Source organism: Actinoallomurus sp. NBC_01490 (genome assembly GCF_036227085.1).
Classification (GTDB): Bacteria; Actinomycetota; Actinomycetes; order Streptosporangiales; family Streptosporangiaceae; genus Actinoallomurus; species Actinoallomurus oryzae.
In genome coordinates, this window is record NZ_CP109433.1 from 10,918,511 (window position 1) to 10,939,892 (window position 21,382).

20 protein-coding genes and 1 tRNA gene are annotated in these 21,382 nt (G+C 67.8%); 10 read left to right on the forward strand and 11 right to left on the reverse strand.

Annotation, left to right across the window (positions count from 1 at the left end; translation table 11 throughout):
• Positions 1–5: 5 nt before the first annotated feature.
• Positions 6–2,639 carry a type I DNA topoisomerase gene (topA, locus tag OG417_RS50365; protein ID WP_329245785.1) on the reverse strand — a complete coding sequence of 878 codons (2,634 nt, stop codon included), beginning with the start codon at positions 2,637–2,639 and terminating at the stop codon, positions 6–8.
• 143 nt (positions 2,640–2,782) lie between these two features.
• Here topA and OG417_RS50370 point away from each other — a divergent pair, with 143 nt between their 5' ends.
• Complete coding sequence (locus OG417_RS50370) at positions 2,783–2,968, forward strand: DUF5703 family protein (RefSeq protein WP_285578209.1); 186 nt, start codon at positions 2,783–2,785, stop codon at positions 2,966–2,968.
• A gap of 177 nt (positions 2,969–3,145) precedes the next feature.
• On the opposite strand, the gene OG417_RS50375 is transcribed toward OG417_RS50370, so the two are convergent.
• The 3 genes from OG417_RS50375 to OG417_RS50385 form a co-directional block, all read right to left on the reverse strand.
• Entirely contained in the window at positions 3,146–4,561 is a 1,416-nt protein-coding gene (locus tag OG417_RS50375; RefSeq protein ID WP_329245787.1) for a chaplin family protein, read from the reverse strand.
• Between the two features lie 124 nt (positions 4,562–4,685).
• Positions 4,686–5,468, reverse strand: coding sequence for a hypothetical protein (locus OG417_RS50380; RefSeq protein ID WP_329245789.1), 783 nt, complete (start codon positions 5,466–5,468; stop codon positions 4,686–4,688).
• Positions 5,469–5,563: 95 nt separating this feature from the next.
• Entirely contained in the window at positions 5,564–6,871 is a 1,308-nt protein-coding gene (locus OG417_RS50385; protein WP_329245791.1) for a M20/M25/M40 family metallo-hydrolase, read from the reverse strand.
• 159 nt (positions 6,872–7,030) lie between these two features.
• On the opposite strand from OG417_RS50385, the gene OG417_RS50390 reads away from it, so the two are divergent.
• Positions 7,031–7,116 (forward strand) — tRNA-Leu (locus OG417_RS50390).
• Between the two features lie 171 nt (positions 7,117–7,287).
• On the opposite strand, the gene OG417_RS50395 is transcribed toward OG417_RS50390, so the two are convergent.
• Entirely contained in the window at positions 7,288–8,616 is a 1,329-nt protein-coding gene (locus tag OG417_RS50395; RefSeq protein ID WP_329245794.1) for a recombinase family protein, read from the reverse strand.
• A 375-nt stretch (positions 8,617–8,991) separates the two neighbouring features.
• Between OG417_RS50395 and OG417_RS50400 the strand changes: the two genes are divergently transcribed.
• Positions 8,992–10,236, forward strand: a complete 1,245-nt coding sequence (locus OG417_RS50400; RefSeq protein WP_329245797.1) for a PP2C family protein-serine/threonine phosphatase — start codon at positions 8,992–8,994, stop codon at positions 10,234–10,236.
• A 234-nt stretch (positions 10,237–10,470) separates the two neighbouring features.
• Entirely contained in the window at positions 10,471–10,596 is a 126-nt protein-coding gene (locus OG417_RS50405) for a hypothetical protein (protein ID WP_329245800.1), read from the forward strand.
• 956 nt (positions 10,597–11,552) lie between these two features.
• Here OG417_RS50405 and OG417_RS50410 read toward each other — a convergent pair.
• Together OG417_RS50410 and OG417_RS50415 are read right to left on the reverse strand one after the other, a co-directional pair.
• The gene (locus OG417_RS50410; protein ID WP_329245803.1) at positions 11,553–11,792 is read right to left on the reverse strand and encodes a hypothetical protein; all 240 of its coding nucleotides are present in this window, start codon (positions 11,790–11,792) and stop codon (positions 11,553–11,555) included.
• Between the two features lie 291 nt (positions 11,793–12,083).
• On the reverse strand, positions 12,084–13,226 hold the full coding sequence (locus tag OG417_RS50415; RefSeq protein ID WP_329245806.1) for a GAF domain-containing sensor histidine kinase: 1,143 nt from the start codon (positions 13,224–13,226) through the stop codon (positions 12,084–12,086).
• A 164-nt stretch (positions 13,227–13,390) separates the two neighbouring features.
• On the opposite strand from OG417_RS50415, the gene OG417_RS50420 reads away from it, so the two are divergent.
• The 3 genes from OG417_RS50420 to OG417_RS50430 all read left to right on the forward strand — a co-directional run bounded on the left by OG417_RS50420 (position 13,391) and on the right by OG417_RS50430 (position 15,645).
• Positions 13,391–13,546 carry a hypothetical protein gene (locus OG417_RS50420; protein WP_329245808.1) on the forward strand — a complete coding sequence of 52 codons (156 nt, stop codon included), beginning with the start codon at positions 13,391–13,393 and terminating at the stop codon, positions 13,544–13,546.
• Between the two features lie 584 nt (positions 13,547–14,130).
• Positions 14,131–14,847, forward strand: coding sequence for a GAF and ANTAR domain-containing protein (locus OG417_RS50425; RefSeq protein ID WP_329245811.1), 717 nt, complete (start codon positions 14,131–14,133; stop codon positions 14,845–14,847).
• A 45-nt stretch (positions 14,848–14,892) separates the two neighbouring features.
• Positions 14,893–15,645, forward strand: coding sequence for a GAF and ANTAR domain-containing protein (locus OG417_RS50430; RefSeq protein WP_329245814.1), 753 nt, complete (start codon positions 14,893–14,895; stop codon positions 15,643–15,645).
• A gap of 540 nt (positions 15,646–16,185) precedes the next feature.
• On the opposite strand, the gene OG417_RS50435 is transcribed toward OG417_RS50430, so the two are convergent.
• Complete coding sequence (locus OG417_RS50435; protein ID WP_329245817.1) at positions 16,186–17,043, reverse strand: slipin family protein; 858 nt, start codon at positions 17,041–17,043, stop codon at positions 16,186–16,188.
• 376 nt (positions 17,044–17,419) lie between these two features.
• On the opposite strand from OG417_RS50435, the gene OG417_RS50440 reads away from it, so the two are divergent.
• Positions 17,420–17,800 (forward strand): STAS domain-containing protein, encoded by a 381-nt coding sequence (locus OG417_RS50440; RefSeq protein WP_329245820.1) that lies wholly within the window; start codon positions 17,420–17,422, stop codon positions 17,798–17,800.
• Between the two features lie 13 nt (positions 17,801–17,813).
• On the opposite strand, the gene OG417_RS50445 is transcribed toward OG417_RS50440, so the two are convergent.
• Positions 17,814–18,761, reverse strand: a complete 948-nt coding sequence (locus OG417_RS50445) for a LysR family transcriptional regulator (protein WP_329245823.1) — start codon at positions 18,759–18,761, stop codon at positions 17,814–17,816.
• A gap of 231 nt (positions 18,762–18,992) precedes the next feature.
• Between OG417_RS50445 and OG417_RS50450 the strand changes: the two genes are divergently transcribed.
• Complete coding sequence (locus OG417_RS50450) at positions 18,993–19,274, forward strand: UBP-type zinc finger domain-containing protein (RefSeq protein ID WP_329263111.1); 282 nt, start codon at positions 18,993–18,995, stop codon at positions 19,272–19,274.
• Between the two features lie 44 nt (positions 19,275–19,318).
• On the forward strand, positions 19,319–20,398 hold the full coding sequence (locus tag OG417_RS50455) for a fatty acid desaturase family protein (RefSeq protein ID WP_329245826.1): 1,080 nt from the start codon (positions 19,319–19,321) through the stop codon (positions 20,396–20,398).
• A 143-nt stretch (positions 20,399–20,541) separates the two neighbouring features.
• Here the strand turns inward: OG417_RS50455 and OG417_RS50460 are convergent, their stop codons facing one another.
• Both OG417_RS50460 and OG417_RS50465 read right to left on the reverse strand, forming a co-directional pair.
• On the reverse strand, positions 20,542–21,060 hold the full coding sequence (locus OG417_RS50460; protein ID WP_329245829.1) for a DUF5994 family protein: 519 nt from the start codon (positions 21,058–21,060) through the stop codon (positions 20,542–20,544).
• 79 nt (positions 21,061–21,139) lie between these two features.
• The gene (locus tag OG417_RS50465) at positions 21,140–21,289 is read right to left on the reverse strand and encodes a hypothetical protein (RefSeq protein ID WP_329245831.1); all 150 of its coding nucleotides are present in this window, start codon (positions 21,287–21,289) and stop codon (positions 21,140–21,142) included.
• Between the last annotated feature and the right edge of the window lie 93 nt (positions 21,290–21,382).

Below are 21,382 nucleotides of genomic sequence, written 5' to 3' on the forward strand. Positions count from 1 at the left end.
CCCTGTCAGGAGCGGGACTTGGCGGGTCGTTTCCTCGTCGTCTTCTTACCACCACCTGCGGCGACCTTCTCGCGACGCTCGGCGAGCAACTCCAGTGCGCGCTGCACGGTTATCGACTCGACTTCGTCGCCTTTACGGAGGCTGGCGTTCGTCTCCCCATCGGTCACGTAAGGGCCGAACCGCCCCTCCTTGACCACGATCTTGCGACCGGTGCCGGTGTCCTCGCCCAGTTCGCGCAGCGGCGGTGCGGCGGCGGCCCGCCCGCGCCCGCGCTGCTTCGGCTGCGCGAAGATCTCCTTGGCCTCCTCCAGGGTGACCGTGAAGAGCTGCTCCTCCGACTGCAGTGAGCGGCTGTCGGTGCCCTTCTTCAGGTACGGGCCGAACCGGCCGTTCTGCGCCGTGACCGGCTCGCCGTCGAGCTCGCCCAGCAGGCGGGGCAGCGACAGCAGCTTCAGCGCGTCCTCGAGCGTGACCGTGTCCAGCGACATCGACCGCAGCAGCGAGGCGGTGCGGGGCTTGGCCGACTTGGGGGCGTCATCGGGCAGGACCTCGGTGACGTACGGCCCGAACCGGCCGGTCTTGGCGACGACGACGTGCCCGGTGCCGGGGTCGACGCCGAGCTCGCGATCGCCGCTCGGCTGCGCGAACAGCTCTTCGGCCTTCTCGGCGGTCAGCTCGTCCGGCGCGATGTCCTCGGGGATGTTCACCCGCTGGCCGTCGCGGTCGAGGTACGGACCGTAGCGGCCGACCCGGATCATGATGTCGCTGTCGGGGATCGGGAAGGAGCTGATCTCCTTGGCGTCGATCTCCCCCAGGTCGGAGACCAGCTGCTTGAGCCCGTCGCCGCCGTTGCCGTGGTAGAAGGTCTGCAGCCAGCGGACCCGCTCGGCCTCGCCCTGGGCGATCTTGTCGAGCACGTCCTCCATCTGGGCGGTGAAGTCGTAGTCGACCAGGTGGCCGAAGTGCTTCTCCAGGAGGTTCACCACGGCGAACGCCAGGAAGGAGGGCACCAGCGCGGTGCCCTTCTTGAACACGTAGCCGCGGTCGAGGATGGTGCCGATGATGCTGGCGTACGTCGACGGCCGCCCGATCTCCCGGTCTTCCAGCTCCTTGACCAGGCTCGCCTCCGTGTAGCGGGCGGGCGGCCTGGTGGAGTGGCCCTCGGCGGCGAGCTCCCTCGCGGTGAGCGGGTCGGCCTCCTCCAGGGCGGGCAGCCGGCGCTCCTGGTCGTCCAGGTCCGAGGCCGGGTCGTCGGCGCCCTCGACGTAGGCCTTGAGGAAGCCGTAGAAGGTGATGATCTTTCCGGAGGCGCCGAACTCGGCCGTCTCCCCCGCGGTGGACTCGCCCGCGACGCGCACCGAGACCGACTGGCCGGTCGCGTCCTTCATCTGGCTGGCGACCGTGCGCTTCCAGATCAGCTCGTACAGCCGGAACTGGTCGCCGGACAGGCCGGTCTCCCCCGGCGTACGGAACGTGTCGCCGGACGGGCGGATCGCCTCGTGCGCCTCCTGGGCGTTCTTGACCTTGCTGCGGTAGACGCGCGGCTTGTCCGGGATGTAGTCGGCGCCGTACAGCGTCCGCGCCTGCGCGCGGGCGGCGGTGATCGCGGTCTCGGACAGCTGGATGCTGTCGGTACGCATGTAGGTGATGTAGCCGTTCTCGTACAGCTTCTGGGCGACCTGCATCGTGTACTTGGCCGAGAAGCCCAGCTTGCGGCTGGCCTCCTGCTGCAGCGTCGTCGTACGGAACGGGGCGTACGGGCTGCGCTTGTACGGCTTGCGCTCGACGGACTTGACCGCGAACGCCCGGTCCCGCAGGCGCGCGGCGAGGCCCTGGGCGGCCTCCTCGTCGAGGTGGAGGATCTCCTCGGACTTGATCTGGCCGCGGGCGGTGAAGTCGCGGCCCTGGGCGACGCGCTTGCCGTCGAGCGCCACGAGCGTGGCCTCGAAGCTGGACGGCTCCTCCGGCTTTCCGGTGTCGAAGGTCGCGGCCAGGTCCCAGTAGCTCGCCGGGACGAAGGCGATCCGCTCGCGTTCGCGCTCGACGACGAGCCGGGTGGCGACGCTCTGCACGCGGCCCGCCGACAGCTTCGGCATGACCTTCTTCCACAGCACCGGGCTGATCTCGTAGCCGTACAGCCGGTCGAGGATGCGGCGGGTCTCCTGGGCGTCGACGAGCTTGATGTTCAGCTCACGCGGGGTGCGCGCGGCGTCGCGGATGGCCTCGGGGGTGATCTCGTGGAACACCATTCGGTGCACCGGCACCTTGGGCTTGAGCACCTCCTGCAGGTGCCACGCGATCGCCTCGCCCTCGCGGTCCTCATCGGTGGCGAGGAGGAGTTCGTCGGCCTCTTGGAGAAGTTTCTTGAGCTTGGCTACCTGCTGCTTCTTGTCAGTGTTGACAACATAAAGCGGCTCGAAGTCATGATCGACGTTGACCCCGAGTCGCGCCCACGCCTCGCCCTTGAGTTTCGACGGGATATCGGCTGCTCTCTCGGGGAGATCGCGGATATGGCCGATACTGGACTCCACGACGTACCCGTTGCCGAGATAGCCCGCGATGGTCTTGGCCTTCGCGGGTGACTCGACGATCACCAGCCGGGTGCCGCCTGGCTGCTTTGTGCCGTTGCTGTCGGGCACGATGCCTGAACCTCGCAAGTCTCGACTCGGGCGGGAGTCGCTCGGGTGCCGTTCCGCGGTCAACGGTGAGAAACAGTAGACCGGTTCCGCGGAAGAGGATCCTCGCCCCCCGTTAGGACCCTAGACGGAGCAGAATAAGGGCAATGCTTGAGTACTCCTACCTAGTACTGCGCCTGCCGCGCGGTACGACACGTGACGCCGCCAGGCAGATCCTGGTCGAACATGCCGAGCATGGTGGGTGGGAGCTCGTCCGCGTCCGTGTCTACCCGGACGGCAGACGCCGAATCCAGCTACGCCGAAAGGTCATCCGCGCGAAGCGTACCCTCTGACCGGCGGCCACTCCTTGTCTCCTTCGACGCTACATCAATGTTCCGATGACGTGACCCGAGCCCGTCGAGACGCCTCCCCCCTTTAATAGGGCTTTGCCTGCCCCGGGCCGTGGCTCCGGGACAGGCAAAGCGACCTGCTACCTCACACCGCGGGGCCGGGCCCCGTGGTGTTGTTCGCTAGCGGCTGGACCGGCGGCCCAGGCGGCGGGCCACCGAGATCGTGCCGGCCGAGGCGGCGAACATGCCGCCCAGCACCAGCGCCATCAGCGCGCCGTTCCGCGCACTCGTCGAGGACTCGGCCGCGGCGAGGCCGACCGGCGGGAGCTCCTTCGGCGGGTTGCCCACGACCGGGACGTCGCCCAGGCCGCCGCCCAGCGGGTTCGACGCCGCAGCGGACTGCGGGTTCATGCCCTGGCCGAGCCTCGGCAGGGCGGGCGTGGCGCCCATCGCGACCGGCAGGGCGCCGGAGCGCAGCGACGCGGGGTCGACCGGAAGCTGCGGCAGGCCGCTCATCCGGGCGCTGTACGGGGTGACGCAGTCGTCGCCGTACCCGCCCGAGGTCGCGCCCTGGCAGCTGCCGAGCGCGTGCCCGACGACCGCGGCGGCGTTGCCGCAGACGTCGACCGGAGCCGTGATCGGCGCGTGCACCTGGTTGCCACCGGCGACGCTGCCGACGCCGGAGGTGCGGCCGTGGAAGCCGCCGGGCGCCGGGTAGGCACCCGGCATGGCGCCCTGGCAGCCCGCGAGCGCGCGGCCGAGGACGGCCGCGGCGTTGCCGCAGACGTCGACCGGAGCGGTGATCGGCGCGTGGATCTGGTTGCCGCCGCCGATGCTGTACGCGCCGGAGGTGCGGCCGTGGAAGTGGTGGTATCCGCCCGGTCCGCCGACGACGGCGCCGCCCTGGCAGCCGGCCAGCGCGTTGCCGACCGCGTTGCCGCAGACGTTGATGGGCGCGTTGACCGGCGCGTGGACCTGGTTGCCGCCCAGGATGCTGTGCCGGCCGGACGTACGGCCACCGGCGGTGCGGTAGGCGCTCGGCGCGACGCGGGCGCCGCCCCGGCAGCCTGCGAGCGCGTCGCCGATCACCGCGGCGCTGTTGCCGCAGATGTTGACGGGCGCGCTGATCGGTGCGTTCACCTGGTTGCCGCCGAGGATGCTGTGGCGGCCGGACGTGTGGCTGTGGCCACCGCCCATGCGGTAACCGGACGCCGACGCGCCGCCCCGGCAGCCGGCGAGCGACCCGCCGATGACCGCGACCGCGTTGCCGCAGGCGTTGATCGGAGCCGTGATCGGCGCGTTGATCTGGTTGCCGCCGCCGATGCTGTGGCGGCCGGAGGTGTGGCTGTGCCCGCCGGCGGCGCGGTAGCCGTTCACCGCGGCGCCGCCCCTGGATCCGGCGACCGCGTGGCCGACGGCCGCGACGGAGTTGCCGCTGACGTTAACCGGAACGGAGATCGGGGCATTGACCTGGTTACCGCCCAGGATGCTGCCGTCGCCGTTGGTCCCGTCGGCAAGGGCCGGAACGGCCCCGAACGCGACGAAGCTAGCGGTGAGCAGGGTGGCGCCTGCGGCGCCTTTCGCCCACATACGCATGTGATGCTCCTCATTTGGACAGGATTGACCGAACAACTTCTCGGGGTGGGTACGGCACGACCGCCTGGACCGCGGGCGTGCCGACAAACCGGTCCGTGTCATGCGTACGGACCGGTGGTGGGGTCTAGTCAGGGGAGAAGGAGGGCTCGTCCGCCGCGGTGCGGACGACCGGGGGAAGCGTGCCGGTGCGCAGGATGGGGATGGCGGGACGGCTGAGTGCCGTGACCGGCTCGATCCTGCGGCGGACCCCGGCCGGATGGAAGCCGCCGAAAGCGTCGCCGCCGGCCGATGAGGGCACGTCCTGCCCTCGCTGCGGCAGCGGTCGCTTCGGGGCGGACGGCGCGTGCACCCGCTTGTGCGGCACGCGCTTGTGCGCCACGCGATCGGTGGAGACCTTCTCGGACGCCCCCGTTACGGCGCGCGGCCCGGTGTGGATCACCGGTCCGCCGGAGACTCCGGCTCGTGAACCGGTGCCGCCGTGCCGTTGTGTCCGAGAAGGGCCAGCCGTGCCCACCGGCGTACGGGGCCGCGGCTTGTCCTTCGCCGCGGGTGGCAGGGCGAGGATCGCCGGCGGACGGGCGGGCGTGAGGACCGCTCCGGGCTTCGCGGTTTCTTCTTCGCTCGCTTTCTGCACGGCCGGGACGACACCGCGCGTGTCCAGCACGTCGGCCGCGAGTGCGGTCACGTGCTCGACGGGCGCGGTGACGCTGGGAAGGCGTGCACCCGGAACGGTGTCGGCGTGTGCCTGGTCGGCGTGTGCGTGACCGGCAACGCCCAGCAGCCAGCCGGCGATCGCGATGCCCGCCATGGTGAGCAGGCGCCGGATCATCGGCTTGGGCATCGGGATGCCCGGACAGCGTGCGACCGCGGAGGCGAACCTCCACACTCGCGACCGTCCAGGAACCACGCGCCCTCCTTGGCGTTGACCACCGTTACGGAGCGCGAGTGCGCTCCGTACGGTCGGTTACCGTAGCACCACGGAGAGCGATCGTTGTGGTTGATTCAGATGTGGTCGAGAAAATGGTCGAGGACGCGGACGCCGAAACGGAGGCCGTCGACCGGAACCCGTTCGTCGATGCCGTGGAACATGCCGGAAAAGTCGAGGTCCTTGGGGAGCTTCAGCGGCGCGAAGCCGTAGCACTTCATGCCCAGCGTCGAGAACGACTTGGCATCCGTACCGCCCGAAAGGCAGTACGGCACCGGGCGCGCCTGCGGGTCGTGCGCCCGCAGCGCCGCCGCCATCGCCTCCACCAGCGGCCCCTCCCACTCGGTCTCCACGGCGATGTCGTGGTGGACGAACTCCCGGCTCACCTGCTCTCCCAGCAGCTCGTCGACCGTGTCGAAGAACTCCTCCTCGTGCCCGGGCAAGAATCGGCCGTCCACCTGCGCGACCGCGGTCTGCGGGATGACGTTCGCCTTGTAGCCGGCGGTCAGGACGGTCGGGTTCAGGGTGTTCCTGAGTGTCGCCCCGATCATCCGCTTCAGCGGGCCCAGGTTCTCGACGGTCTTCTCCACGTCGTCGGGGTCGAACTCCGTCCCGTTCGCCTCGCAGACCTGCTCCAGGAAGGCCCTCACCGTCTTCGTCAGCCGAATCGGGAACTCGTGCTCGCCCAGCCGTCCGACCGCGGCCGACAGGGCCGTGACGGCGTTGTCGCGGTGCACCATGGAGCCGTGGCCCGCGGTGCCCGTGGCGGTCAGCCGCATCCACGCCAGGCCCTTCTCGGCCGTCTCGATGAGGTACAGGCGCTGGTCGTTCGGGAGGGTCAGGCTGAACCCACCGACCTCACCGATCGCCTCGGTGCAGCCCTCGAACAGCTCCGGATGGTTGTCGACCAGCCAGTGCGCACCCCACGTGCCACCGGCCTCCTCGTCGGCGACGAAGGCCAGGACGACGTCCCTCTCGGGCCGCCTTCCCTGCCGGAGACGCTCGCGCATGACGGCCAGGACCATCGCGTCCATGTCCTTCATGTCGACCGCCCCACGACCCCAGACACAGCCGTCGGCGACCTCACCGCCGAACGGGTCACGGGTCCAGTCATGCCTCTGGGCGGGCACGACGTCGAGATGCCCGTGGATGAGGAGGGCGTCCCTGCCCGGATCGGTCCCCTCGATCCGCACGACCACGCTCGACCGCTTCTCGTGCGACTCGTAGATCTTCGGCTCGAGCCCGACGTCAGCGAGCTTCTCCGCGACGTACTCCGCGGCCCTGCGCTCCCCGGGACCACTGTGATCACCGGGGTTGGTGGTGTCGATGCGGATGAGCTCGCTGCACAGCTCGACGACCTCGTCCTCCGCCGAAGGGTGGCTCACGGTGATCCTCCTTCTGTATGGCTTTCACGGCTCCTGCAGGCTTCGGCCCATCCTCTCTCAGCGGCCACGCCACCCCGTACGGCCGCCAGCGACTTCGCGGCATCACCGGGGATTTGCTATCGTGTGGCAGCCGCTGCGGGAGACCGCACGGCTCACCACGTCCGGGTGGCGGAATAGGCAGACGCGCTAGCTTGAGGTGCTAGTGCCCTTCACGGGGCATGGGGGTTCAAGTCCCCCCTCGGACACGGGATTATGCATAGCCGCGAAGACTTATGCATGCCGCATTGAGCCCTGGCTTCTGATCGCCCTATCAGAGCTGGGGCCTTTTGCGTTGTAAGCCACCTCGCTCATCCTGTCGATCACGCCTAGTGCATAATTTCTCACCTCGTTGTGTCCCCCGGGACACCTGTTCGAACTCACATCAGCCGGATGATGATGTCTCCCTGCCGCCCTTGGACGGTGAGAGTCTGGGCGAGATGGTCATACCGCAGGGCCAGTCCTAGTCGGCGGCACATCGCCACCTGCTGGTCCGTATCCTCTGGGATCTGAATGTTCTGCAATGTGACGCATCGGCGTGATTCGATCTTGATGCGGATGAGCAGCGCGGCCAAATGCGGTAGCAGCCTGTCCTCACGGACGAAGACACTTCCTGGAAGCTCTGAGTCGGCGGCGCGGTGGTGGCAGCGGTAGTTGGCGCGTCCGTTGTTCCAGGCGCCCTCCATCCGACGACCGCACAGCGCGCAGTGGAGCAGTCCCCGAAGCAGGTATGTCCGCCGAGGCCCGCGGATGGCATGAGTGTGCTGGGCTTGTTCGAATTCCTCGGTGTTCACGATCGCCGGATGCGCCATCTTCGGCGAGGAGACCCACTCGGCACGAGGGTTCCACCGCATCGAAGTCCGCGTGCCCAGGCCGACGTTGTGGGGGTCGATCAACACGTCGGTCTTGGACTGCTTGTTCCATACCTCGTGACCGGTGTAGCGCGGGTTTCCGAGGATGGACAGGACTGTTCCTGTCGTCCAGCCGGCAGCGGATCGATGTCGGTTGCGAGCCGGGTCGTGCGCCGAAGGACACGGTATGCCGTCGGTGTCGAGCGCCCCGGCGATACGCCGGGCGCCGTATCCTGCGATCCGCATCGCGAAGATCCGCTCTACCACCGACGCCGCAGCCGGATCGGGTTCGAGCCGGTGGCGGCGCGCACCCAATGCAGCAAGTGCCGGGTTGCGGTGCGGACCCGCGTCAGCCAGGCGGTATCCGTACGGCGGTCGTCCGCCCAGGAAACGCCCCTCGCGCTCGACTTGAGCGATCATCGCCGACCGGACTCTGACTTGAATCCGTCGCCGTTCAGCCTTCGACATCCCGGCGTACACCGACATGATCAGGCTGTGTGCCTCGGAGTCCGGATCGATCGGGCCACCGACCTCCGGCACCCACAGCCCGACGTCGAAGTGCTCGAATAGCGGGAAGACCAGCCCGAACTGGTTGTCGTAGAAGACCCGCTGGGGCTCACCGATCACCACAGCCTCAAAACCACGGTCCGGGTCCTCCAACGCCGCCAGCAGCCGCGCCGACTCCGGCCGCCGTAGCCACGACACCGCCCTGGACTGCCCGACATCGAAGAACTCCGCCACGATGCGGCCGTGGTCGGCTACCAACAGCTCCGCACGCGACAACTGCCACTGACGCGAAGCCGCCGGATCCTGAAGATCCTCCGTCGACACCCGCCCCAAAAACGCGAACCTCATCATCACCACCTCCTGACCCGCCTGCCACCTCCAGATTCATCGGCCAAAAGCCGGACGGTCGATGATCACGGGGTGATCGTGTCCTTCAGGACGGTGACTCGGCCGGTACCGAACACACCGCGGATGCGCGATCGGCCCGCTTCTGACCGGCCACGGCGGGCTCCGCACTGCTTTGACCAGCGCGTCGCCGTCGCCCCTTCCTCGATGGGTCGTCGCTCTGGCTGTGAAGCCGCAGCTCGGATGAAGGGCGGCTTGGCGAACCCGCGGGTCGGGGGCGATGCTGAGAGAACAGAGGCAGAAGCCGATGAGGCGCCGCGGATCAGCGGGGCAGGCCAGGATTCCCCGGTGTGTGACTATCGGCGGGGAGATGAGGCGACCATGACAAGACGCGAGGGCCCGTCCGGCAGGGTCCTGGTGGACCGCTCGGAGGGGTTCGGTGAGCGGCTGCTCGGTGCGCTCCTCGACCGGGCTCACGAAATGCCACCGCAACTCATCGCCCCGCTGGTCGCGGAGGAGGTCAGCAGGATCGGCGGCAGGGACGTCTCGATCCTCCTGCAGGACTATGAGCAGCTGACGCTCGCGCCACTTCCAGGCCAGGGACTCCTGACCGGCAAACCCGAGAGAATCGATGGTTCCCCAGCCGGCAAGGCCTTCCTCCGCGCGACTGTCGTCGAAGAACCACTGACCGACAGCGTACGGATGTTCCTCCCCCTCCTGGACGGCAGCGACGAGGTCGGGGTCCTGGCCCTCACCCTCGACACCGTCGACGACGATGACCGGCGGTTGTTGCGGCGGCTCGCCGGTCTGGTCGCCGACATGCTCGTCACGAAGAACAGCTACACCGATCAGTTCTTCCGGGCCCGGCGCCGCGAGCAGATGAGCATGGCCGCCGAAATCCAATGGTCACTGCTACCCCCATTGACCATGATCACCCCTCAGGTCACGACAGCCGGAATCCTCGAGCCCGCCTACGACGTCGCCGGCGACAGCTTCGACTACGCCCTCAACGACGACGTCCTGCACGTGGCCGTCATCGACGCGATGGGGCACGGCCTGAACGCGGCCGTGCTGGCCACCGTCGCCATCGGCGCCTACCGGCACGCCAGACGCGCCGACGTCGGGCTGGCGGAGCTGTACGGATTCATGGACACGGCCATCGACACACAGTTCGGACCCGACCACTTCGTCACCGCACAGATGATGCGACTGGACGTCCGATCAGGCCATCTACAGTGGGTCAACGCCGGCCACCCGGCCCCGCTCCTGATCCGCGACCACCGAGTCGTCCGGGCACTGGAAGGCCCAGGCACATTGCCGGTCGGCTTCGGCGGCGATCAGCCGCAGATCAGCGAACAAGCCCTCCAGCACGGTGACCGGATCCTGCTGTTCACCGACGGTCTTATCGAAGAACACGAGACCGGCGGCGAACAATTCGGCGAAAAACGCCTCATCGACTTCATCAACAACGCTGGGCACAGCGACGAAGGCGCGCAGGAGATGGTCCGCGGACTCTCCCACGCCCTCGTGCGCGCACGCGGCGGGACCACCAGCGACGACGCGACCCTCTTCCTGATCGAATGGCGTGGAGGCACCGCCGACCACCTCACCGCGCTGGACGCCTAACGCACGAGGGTTGCGGACGTGTCACCTTGGATGGTTGCCGCTCAGCTCTCCGGACGTCGAGGAGCCCAACGTTCCGCTGACGTCCGTCCCGGATCACTTCGAACCGTCGCCTAGCGGCCGGGGCCCACACCCTCACACCGCCTGATTGCCATTGGCACCAGCTATCGCACGCCGCCGTTCGCGACAGCGGCCGACGTCGTCGCCCTACCCGGGCCGTACCAGCCGGTAAGCACAGTGAAGGCGGCTGTAGAGCACGGCGGATTGCGCGAGCCCGGCAAGGACCAGGCCGCGAAGAAGAGCGGCAGGCTGGGCAAGGCAGCGAGCGTCAGTACGGCGGCGACACCGCGGATGGAGCGGTGATCATGGCCGGGCGCCGCCCGCAGCGGTCGATGAGCCGTCCGGCGGGCATCCCGGCGAGGGCGGAGACGACGGCTCCGGCGGAAAGGCTGTCAGGGCGGTCGCGGTGGACCAGCCGGTGTCACGGGCAGCGAGGACAGCATCACCGGGAAGGCGTAGTAGAACACGCCCCAGCTGGTAATCTCTGTGATACACATGGTGATGAGTGCGCGGCGTAGCGGCGGCCGGTCGGTGACCGCCGCTGCGGGCTCGGTGCGGGAACTCAACTGTAGCAGCCACCGCCGCCCGTACCGACGACGGTCAGAGGCTGGGCGAGCAGGCCGCCTTCAATCCCGGTGGCCAGCCCGGCGCGTGCCAGGTTGGTGGAACACGCACCGGTGTCGGACAGCTCGATCCGACCTTGCGGGCGGTGCCAGAGGTGTTGGTGAGCGGGGACAGCGACAGGGTCAGGTACGGGTTGGGATCGCTGATCACCTTCGGTGTCCAGCCGACACAGGGCGCGGTGGTGACCGGGTCGAAGCAGGAGACCGTCGGCGGGTGCGGGGTGGGGATCTGGTGCGGGTGTCCGGGCCGTTAGAGGCGACGTAGAGGCGGGTGTTGATCATCGTGGTCGTGCCGAAGTCGTCCGAGGGCCCGATGCCGGCCGCGTCGTTACTGGGCGGGCTGTCGGTCGCGTAGGACTGACCGGCGCACGGGGCCGCAGTGGCGACGCCGGGGGCGTGGTCATATCCAGCCGAGAATTCCCGCGCTGGTGTCGCGAAAGCCGTCGGCCCCACCGGATCGATCGACGCCGCGCCGTCCGGCGCCTCGGCGTGGGAGGGGAATGAGGCGCCACGCGGCGCCGGGGAAAGCAATATGTTCCCTTCCCTGGGCCCGGGTGTCCTGTCGCCTTCGGTCGCTTGTGACACTGTGGGACTGTGAGCTACCAGGCGAGCACTGAACGTGTTGAGATTGGATCGTCAGCCACGACGCTCGACGGTGATGAATTCCTGGGAGGTCTTCCGGCGCTGCTGGACGCAGCCCGGGCCGCCGGTGGTCAGTGCGAGGAACTCCTGCGCGCGAGCGTGCTCATGGCCAAACGTGCGCGAGCCGCGGCCATCCAAGCCCGTGCCCGGCTCCACGACGCGGAGCGTACGGCGGCCGAACTGGCCACGCTGAGCGCTGAAGCACGTCAGGTTGTCGCCGCGTGCGTTGCGCACGTTCGCCAGGTATCAATCCACGATGGGATCAAGCCCATACGAGATTGAGACGCCCGGCACAAGGACCGGCGAAGGGGCCGAGATCGAGCATGACCTGCACCGCGGGACACAACAGGACCTGGTCTCCATCGGGCTCGAGATACGAGCGGCCAAGGCCTTGGCCCCGCCCGAACTGGATCAACTCAGCTCGTTGATCGAGCACGCCGCCATTCACGCCGAGCCGGTGTGCAGCACACGCCCTCCAGGGCCTCAGAACGGCATGGGCACCCGCCGTAGAGAATGGCCGCGCGGTCAAGGGGGCTCCGTATAACCATCCCGCCGACCGGCGGGGATCTCCACGAACAGCGATGTGCCGGCACCGGTCGGGCTGGTGATCTGCATGGTGCCGCCGACGGCCTCCACTCGATCCTTCAAACCGGTCAGTCCCGAGCCCCGTCGTGGATCCGCGCCTCCGACACCGTCATCACGGATCGCCAGGTGAAGGGAACCGTTCTTCATGTGAAGCTCGGCGCGGACGCGCGAGGCGCTCGCATGCTTGAGCACGTTCGCCAACGCCTCGGCTGTCACGTAATAGGCGGTGACCTCGATCGGGTCGGGCAGGCGCCGGTCGACGTCGATGTCCAGCTCGGTCGCGACCGGGAAGCGGCGGGTGAGCGCTTTGACGGCCGCGCCCAGGCCCCCTTTGGCCAGGATCGCCGGATGCAGGCCATGGGCGATCTCACGGAGCTGCGCCTGCACCTGCGACAGTTCCTCGACGGCCAGCGACAGAGACCTGCTGAGTTCCTCGTCCTGCGGTGGTACGCGCGCCCGCGCCGCCTCAAGGGTGAGGCCGAGCGTGATGAGACGCTGCTGGGTCCCATCGTGCAGGTCGCGTTCGATCCGGCGGCGTGCCTCATCGGAGGCCATGACCAGGCGGGTGCGAGAGTCGATCAGCTCCGCGCGTCCTTCCGCCTGGGCGACGGTGCACGCCGCCAGCTGCACGAACTCGTTCGCACGGTCCTCGGTATCGGCCGGCACCGGCCGGGAGCCGAGGAACTCCAACACCATCACGCCCCAGAGCCGATCATCGACGGTGAGCGGGCAGGACACGACCTGACCGATTTCCCGTGACCGAAGCCAGCTCCCGATCTCACTCGTGATCGACTCGACCGCCCGCCGTGCCGGCCTGCCGGTCCGCAGCACCGCCGCAGAGGAGGAATCCTCCCCCATCGGCCAGCGCCCGCCGAAAGGCGCGCCCAGATCGGCAGCGCCCGGAGCGGTCCACCGGGCGACCAAGCACATCATCTGCTCCGGCTCATAACGGCAGATCGAGGCGTAATCCGCCTTGAACAGGCGGCCGACCTCACCGGCAACCGCCCGGAAAACCGTCGACGGAGAGGCACCACGCGCCACGAGCGTCGCGACGCGCCGCAGCGCCCGCTGTTCCTGAGCCATCAAACGGAACCGGGAGCACCTTCTGGTGTTAAGGCGGAACGCCGCCCACAACGAGCCCATCGCTGCCCACATCGAATCGGCCCTGCCCGCGCCCTGACGCGCGGGTCATACCGCAGATCTGGCCATCACATCGATCGGCCAGCATCCCCCTTGCAACCAATCGTATGCGAGCCTCACGGCAGGCAACGGATCCCATACGCCGGGAGCTCGAACACGAGGTCAACCTCGCCGTGGGCTGGGCAAAGGAGATCGTCGGATCAGCCGGCCGGATGGAGACGCTGGGCGTCGACCCGATGTTGGTCAACGCCATCACTCGGTGAGCCGAGCATATGATCACACTGCTCGGTGACGTCCGCGAGTTCCATCCGCCCTGTAAGCGCACGGAGGATCAGCTCGCGTGCGGGGAGGAACTCAGGGGAAACGGGGTTCTGGAACATCACGGATGGTGTGTACCCGCTTCCGCCGGAGAACACTGTCGAGCGGTCCCTTCGCTACAAAGAGATCTCTGACCCGGCGTCTCGTAATTCACGGATAGAGCCGGACGCAGACGGCAGCGCTTCGCCCCGCTGCGGGCCTCAGGGCCACGCGGTGACCTCAGTGGCTGTCCGGGGACGTTATTCCCGGTCGCGGCGATGGCCTCGGACACGCTGTCACGGACCATCAGCCGGGTATCGAGTCCGGTGCGCTTCGACACCGCGCGGAACAAGCGTGAGGGACGGCCAGCGCCGGTGTCCCGCCATGGGGCACGTCAATTGCTCCAGATAATCCAGTGCACGGTGTTGACGCTGGTCAGGGGTTATTGATGTAGCGTGGAGGTATCTGATCGAGTCGGATGCGTTCATCCAGACGCCTGTGGCGTACCCGGCGGACTTCACGGAGCCGCGGGTCCGGGGGGCGGGTTGTCATGGCTATTGATCGTGTCCGGCTGGCCGGCACGCTGGCGGAGATCGTGTCCGACCATTCGTGGACTTCGGAGTCCCCGAAGAGGTTGTGCATGGCGTGCGCCGCGTCGCTGCCGGTCGATGGAGTGGGCTTGTCGCTGATGATGCATGATCAGCCCGATACGCGTGTGTTGCTCGGTGCGAGTGACGAACGGGGCGCTCGGATCGAGGAATTGCAGTTCGGCCTGGGGGAAGGTCCATGCGTGTCGGCGTTCGTTCGGGGACGGCCGGTGCTGGTGCAGGATCTTGAGGCCCGCGAGGCCTTTGCGCAGTGGCCGATGTTCACGCGCGAGGCGTTGGACGCCGGGATCGCCGCGGTGTTCGCGTTTCCGCTGCAGCTCGGCGCGATCGCCATCGGCGTGCTTGATTGCTATCGGTCGCGGGCAGGTCCGTTGACGGAGGTGGCGGAAGCGCTGGTGGTCACCGATGTGGTGACGATCGCCGTACTGAACGCCCAGGCGCTCGACGGGCACGGCCCGGACGGTGCGCCTGACCTGTTCGATGTGTCCTGGCGCAACCATGCGGTGGTGCATCAGGCCACCGGGGCGTTGTCGGCCGAACTCGGGATTTCCATTGGACAGGCGCTCGCGAGGTTGCGTGCGCACGCTTTTGGGTGCTCGCGGTCGCTGGATGCGGTAGCCGGCGACGTGCTGGCCGGCAAGCTGCGCCTCACCAAGTAGGGCGGTGGCCCCGGCGGCCCACCCGCCGCGGAGAGGGGGAAGGAGATGCCGACTTCGGTACGGCGCGAATCAGCGTTGACTTCGGCGTTCATTGACATTGCCGACACCATGGTCGTGGACTATGACCTGATTGAGATGGCGCACCGTCTTTGTGGGCATTGTGTGAGCCTGCTGGATGTCGCGGCGGCCGGGCTGTTGCTCGCCGACGGGCAGGGCAAGCTCGGGGTGTTCGCGTCGTCCAACGAGCAGGCGCGGTTGATCGAGTTGTTCCAGTCGCAGGGCGAAGGGCAAGGTCCGTGCCTGGAATGCTTCCAGACCGGAAAGCCGGTCAGTGCCGTCGATCTGTCCAGTTGGCGCGGCAGGTGGCCCGATTTCGTGGACGAAGCACAGCGGCACGGCTACCAGACGGTGCACGCGCTGCCCATGTTGTTGCGGGAGCAGACCATCGGAACGCTCAATCTGTTCCGCACGGGCACCACCCCGCTGGTCGGCGAGGATCTGGCGCTCGGTCAGGCACTGGCCGACATTACGACCATCGCGATCTTGCAAGAACGTGCCCTGACCCATGTTGAGGATGTGGTGGAACAACTCCAGGGCGCGTTGAACAGCCGGGTCGTCATCGAGCAGGCCAAGGGTGTGCTGTCCATCCGTGGTCGGGTCAGCGTCGATGAAGGGTTCAGGGTCTTGCGTTCCTATGCCCGCGCCCACAACCGGTTTCTGGCCGAACTCGCCCGCGAGGTGATCGCCGATGAGGACCAGGCGATGACGGTCCTTCGTTTCGGCGAGACCGGCTCTTGACGCGCCGCGTACGCGGACCGGACCGCGGCGGCCCCGTTGCCTCATGCCCCGGAACGGGCCGGTCATCGTGGAGTGTTCCTTGACCATGATCCGTCCTTGCGACAGCTGACGGATCGCACCACCGGACGATCACACATCGAACTCCGTCCGCCGACGGTCCATCTGCCCCGACCCCGCTGGAGGTCTCGCAGGAACGTACGCGTCATGCGTTGACTCGGCCGGGCGATGGGCAGAGTGATCCGCCAGGTTCATCCACCAGGACGCCCTGTGGAGACCTGCCATCGGTACACCATGGCCCGGGCACACCGCCCGGGCACACCGCCCGGGCACACCGCCCGGGCACACCGCCCGGGCACACCGCCCGGGCACACCGCCCGGGCACACCGCCCGGGCACACCGTCGGTATTACGACCTACCGGACCGAACTCGCACGGGGACGGTGTGACAAGCGGGCTATGTGACCAGCAGCCCACGGCTGTGTTCGCGATCGTTTCCACGCTCGTGCGGCTGCTCCCCGGCGCCGGCGTCATCGCCTGCTCGTCAGCTCGGTGAGGTGCGGGGTGGTTGGTCGGCCGCCGGCGTCCCGGCGGTCGAGTTGTCGCCGTTGGGTGTCAGCGCAGGGGTGGCGGCGGTCTGCTCACGAGCGAGGAAGGTTCCGAGTTCGGCGATGGTGGTCATCAGCGGTGCCGGGAACACGACGGTGCTGTTCTTGTCCACGCCGATCTCGACCAGGCTCTGCAGGTTCCGCAGCTGCAGCGCCAGCGGGTGCGCCATCATGATGTCCGAGGCGTCTCCCAGGGCCGCGGCGGCCATCGACTCGCCCTCAGCGCTGATGATCTTTGCGCGCTTCTCCCGTTCGGCCTCGGCCTGACGGGCCATGGCGCGTTTCATGCTCTCGGGCAGCTGAATGTCCTTCAGCTCAACCAGGCTGACCTCCACGCCCCACCCGACCGTGGTGACGTCGAGGATCTCGCGGATGTCGAGGTTGATGCGGTCGGTCTCGGACAGTGTCTGGTCCAAGGTGTGCTGCCCGACCACCTTCCGCAAGGTGGTCTGGGCGATCTGATCGATGGCGGCTCGGACGTTCTCTATCGCCACGACCGACTTCACCGCGTCGACCACCCGGAAGTAGGCCACCGCCGACACATCGACGCTGACGTTGTCGCGGGTGATGATTCCCTGAGACTGGATCGGCATCGTGACGATCCGCATCGAGACGCGGCGCATGACATCGACCAGCGGGATGATCAGTCGCAGACCCGGCTGCCGCGCCCCGCGTACCCGGCCGAGCCGGAACAACACCCCCTGCTCGTACTGCTTGACGATCCGCACCGCCAACGCGAGCACCAGCAGCAGGACCACCACCACAATGATCACGACAACGACCAATGCCTTCATCGGAATACTCCGTTCACAGTGCCAATGAGACCCACCAGGCCCGGCGGGACGCCGGGGGCGGGAGGCCCAACGGCCAAAGATCGGGCATTCCTGAGACAACCCGCCGGGCCCGCTCGGGGAAACAGGCGATTCGTTCTGAACTGATCGCCATAACCGATTACCGCCCCATCCGGGCACAGGATGGCAATCGGTTGCGGTGATCGGCCCTTCCCGGATCCGCTGTTTCCGGCACGGTATGGACGGGGTTGGCTCGGAGGTGACTGAATGCCGAGCCGGCGGCCCCTCGCGGGCCGGCATCCTCCTACTTCGAACCGGATCGTCAGATCCGAGCCGAGACATCACCGGTGAGCGTTCGGTCGCCACCAAAGGATCGGAGATGATCACTGTGAGTCCCGGCGAGGGTCCCGACGAAGCCCGTACCGGTGTCGCGTTCTCCCTCGTACGCCGATCAACTCACACCATCATCAGGTTGCGCGGCGAGATCGACATCGCCACCGCTCCCGCGTTACGTGAACGCCTGCTCGGCGTGTTGCGACCCGGCATGGGAGTGATCATCCTCGACTTGTCCGGAGTCTCGTTCTGTGACGCGTCAGGGCTGGGGGTGCTGGTCGGTATTCATCATCACGCCACGGCGGTCGGCGTCACCCTCCGTTTGACGGCTCTGCATCCTCGGGTCACGAGGCTGCTGCACATTCACGGGCTGGACCGGGTCCTCACGATCTATCCCGCACTGGCTGACGCGCTGACACGGGACTGAACCTGCTCTACGGTCAGCCGGCCGTGGGTTCCCTTACGGTGAGCCAGCCCAGTCGTTTGGACATCGCTCGCGCGCAGGTGGTGATGGCGCGTACGTGTTCGGAGGTGTCGGCCGCTCGCCACAGGATCGACCAGGGGTAGTGGGACACCGGTTCGACCAACGGCCGCCAGATGGTGCCGGGGAGGGCGGAGATGCAGGAGGAGGGCACGCAGTACAGGCACCGTCCCGCGGCGACCAGGTCGGCGGCGGCCCGGATACTCTCCACGGTGCCCTCGTACACCGCGGGGGTGAACCCGGCCGACCGGCACATCTCAACCACGAACTGGTTGAACTCCGGTGCTTGGGCATCCTCGGCGAGCAGCAACGGCTCCTGCGCGAGTGTGCCGACCGGTACGCCGTCCAGGGAGGTGAAACGGTGCCCGTCGGGCACCAGGACGCCCAGCGGGTCCTCGCGGAACAGATACGAGGCCACTCCGGCCGGGGCCAGCGCGGCCCGGCCGATTCCCACATCGAGGCGGCCGTCGAGGAGCTGCTGGTACTGCTCGGGCACACTGACCTCGACCTGGTGAATCACCAGATCCGGGTGCCGGGCCTGCACCTCGTGCAGGATCTGTGGCATCGAGTCATAGCTGGCGTCGATGATGCCCACGCGTAGCCTGGTGGTCGCGCCGGCCGCGCTGCGAGCGACCTGCGCCGCCCGGTCCACCCGGGCGATGATCTGTCGCGCCTCGAGGAGGAACGCCGCGCCGGCAGCGGTGATCGAAACGTGGTGTGTGCTGCGCTCCAGCAGGCGGACGCCCAGCTCGCGTTCGAGCCGCTGCACCTGCTGGCTCAACGCCGACTGCACGATGTGCTCCCGCGCGGCCGCCCGGCCGAAGTGCAGTTCCTCGGCCAGGGTCACGAAATAGCGAAGCTGGCGAAGCTCCACGCCCGCCACCTCCGCTCCTGCCGCCAGGCTCACGCATCACCACTGTGGTCCGCGGTTCCAGCATCTCAGAGCCGACACAAATACTCGACGCCTCTTCCCCCAACGGCAATTCCGACCTGCCGATCAGGGCAGCTGATGAGGCTTGCTCATGCTCCCTGTTTCCACCCGACCGTGAGGGATGTCCACTGAGAGAGATAGCCGGTCGCCGAACGGTGAGCCAGAGAGGAGCGCGCCATGAGTCCGGATGGTTCCGGGTCCGCCCTGATGCGAACCCTCAGCCTGAACGGGTCGGCACCTCACTGCGAGCACCTCGACGCGCTCGTGCAGGTGGACCCGCTAGGGAACATCTGCCGGGAATGCCAGGCGACCGGTGAGGACTGGCCCGGCCTTCTCGCGTGCCTGACCTGCGGTTGGGTGGGGTGTTCGAACGACTCACCCCGCCGGCACGCACGCGCGCACTACGAGGAGACCGACCATCCGCTGGCGCGCGCAGTGCGGCCAGGCCCCGTCTGGACATGGTGTTACGTGCACCAGCGCGCAGTCTGAGCAACCGCCTGGACGTGACCCCCATCGCCGAAGGAGCAAAGAAATTGGCCATCGACATCGTCACGACCCACACCACACCGGCAACCGCTCGCCGGGTTCCACCCGCGACCGAGCGCGGCAGCCCCTACGCCCAGTTGTCCCGGGAGGTGAAGCGGACCGGGCTGCTGAACCGGCGGCCCGGTTACTACGGCGCCAAGGTCGGGGGGAACCTGCTCCTGCTGACCGCCGGATGGGTGGCGTTCGCCCTGATCGGACGGTCGTGGTGGCAGCTGCTGATCGCCGCGTTCCTCGCGGTGATGTTCACCCAGACGGCGTTCGTCGGACACGACGCCGGCCACCACCAGATATCCGGCTCCAAACGGGTCAACAACCTGCTCGGCCGGCTGCACGGCAACCTGCTGGTCGGGCTCAGCTATGGCTGGTGGATCTCCAAGCACAACCGGCATCACGCCCACCCCAACCAGGTCGACCGCGACCCCGACATCGCGGGCGGCGCGATCGCCTTCACCAAAGACCACGCCCGTGCCCGCAGCGGACCGCGCGCCTGGCTGGCCCGCCACCAGGCTTGGTTGTTCTTCCCCATGCTGCTTCTGGAAGGCCTCAACCTGCACGTCGCCGGCGTACGGGCTCTGCTCACCCGCACCGGCGCCTCACGAACGGCCAGAATCACCGAGACGGGGCTGCTGACGGCCCACATCGGCGGCTACCTCACCGCCCTGTTCTGGGTCCTGTCGCCCGCTCAGGCCGTGTGCTTCATCCTCATCCAGCAGGGACTGTTCGGGCTCTACATGGGCTGCTCGTTCGCGCCCAACCACAAGGGCATGCCGATTCTCGCCAAGGACGACAAGATCGACTACCTGAGCCGGCAGGTGCTCACCGCACGCAACATCCGCGGCGGACGGCTCACCGACTACGCACTCGGCGGCCTCAACTACCAGATCGAGCACCACCTATTCCCCTCCATGCCACGACCCAACCTCCGCCGCGCCCAGACGCTCGTACGCGCGTTCTGCGCTCAGCACGGCGTCCCGTACCACGAGACCGGCCTCCTCCACTCCTACGCCCAAGTGCTACGGCACCTCCATGAGGTCGGCGGCCCGCTGCGCCCCGAACTGGAGTACTGACAGCCCTCGATATCGCGGTCGGTGACCGGGCGGCCTCACGTTCGGCCACGGACCGGAAGGGCCGACCCCGGTGACACATCGACGCGCTCCATCGGGTCATCGATCCGCGTGAGGATCCACTCTTCCTGCGGGTCAGAAAGTTGTCATTCCTCCTGGTCACGGAGCCGTCCGCCTTCGGATTCCCATCCGCTCTCCTGCGCCGTCTCGGCGCTGGTATCGGGCGTCTGGGTGTGCTCGCCGGTCCGGGCGGCCTGTTTCATGGCCGCCCGGGCGGCGTTCTCCTCGGTGTCCGGTGGGACGGTGAGTAGGTCGACGCGGTGGCCGTCGGCGTAGATCGCGGTGAGCAGACCGGCGGGCAGGGTGTCGAACCAGCTGAGCCGCACCACGCGGGTGTCGGTCAGGCCCTCCACGCCCTCGACGCGCAGCCGGCGTGGCCGACCGTCCCAGTCGGACGCCCGGAGCATGATGTGCGTTACCGGACCGTGGTCTCCCGGAGGTTTGTGGCCCTGGAGGGCCAGAACCAGGCCCGGCAGCTCCGCGGCCGGATCGGCAGACCGGGGCCACCAGCCACCATCGAGCAGCGTCCCGGGCGCACGGGCCGACCCCAGGAGCAGCCGAGGTGCCGGTGACGACGACAGGTCACTCGACGCTCTCCGTTCCACCGAACCCTCATTCACGGCACTCCCTCCTTAGGCCACTCTCCTGAGATCACTCGAATTTCCGGGCTATGACCGGACGGGATCAACCCGCCCGAGGCCACGACCGGCGGTGCCGGCGAGCGAGGCGGCGTACCTGGGTGATACGGGCAGTGCCGACCACCAGCGTGACCACGACTCCCGCGACCATGGCGATCAACAACCCGATCGCCAGCTCAGATTGGGGTGTCGTCATTTCCGGATAATTCGACTCTACGCTCATCGACTTCCGATAACCAGAATTATTTATGAGGTGCGAAAGTAGATACGACAACGATTCACCTTTTTG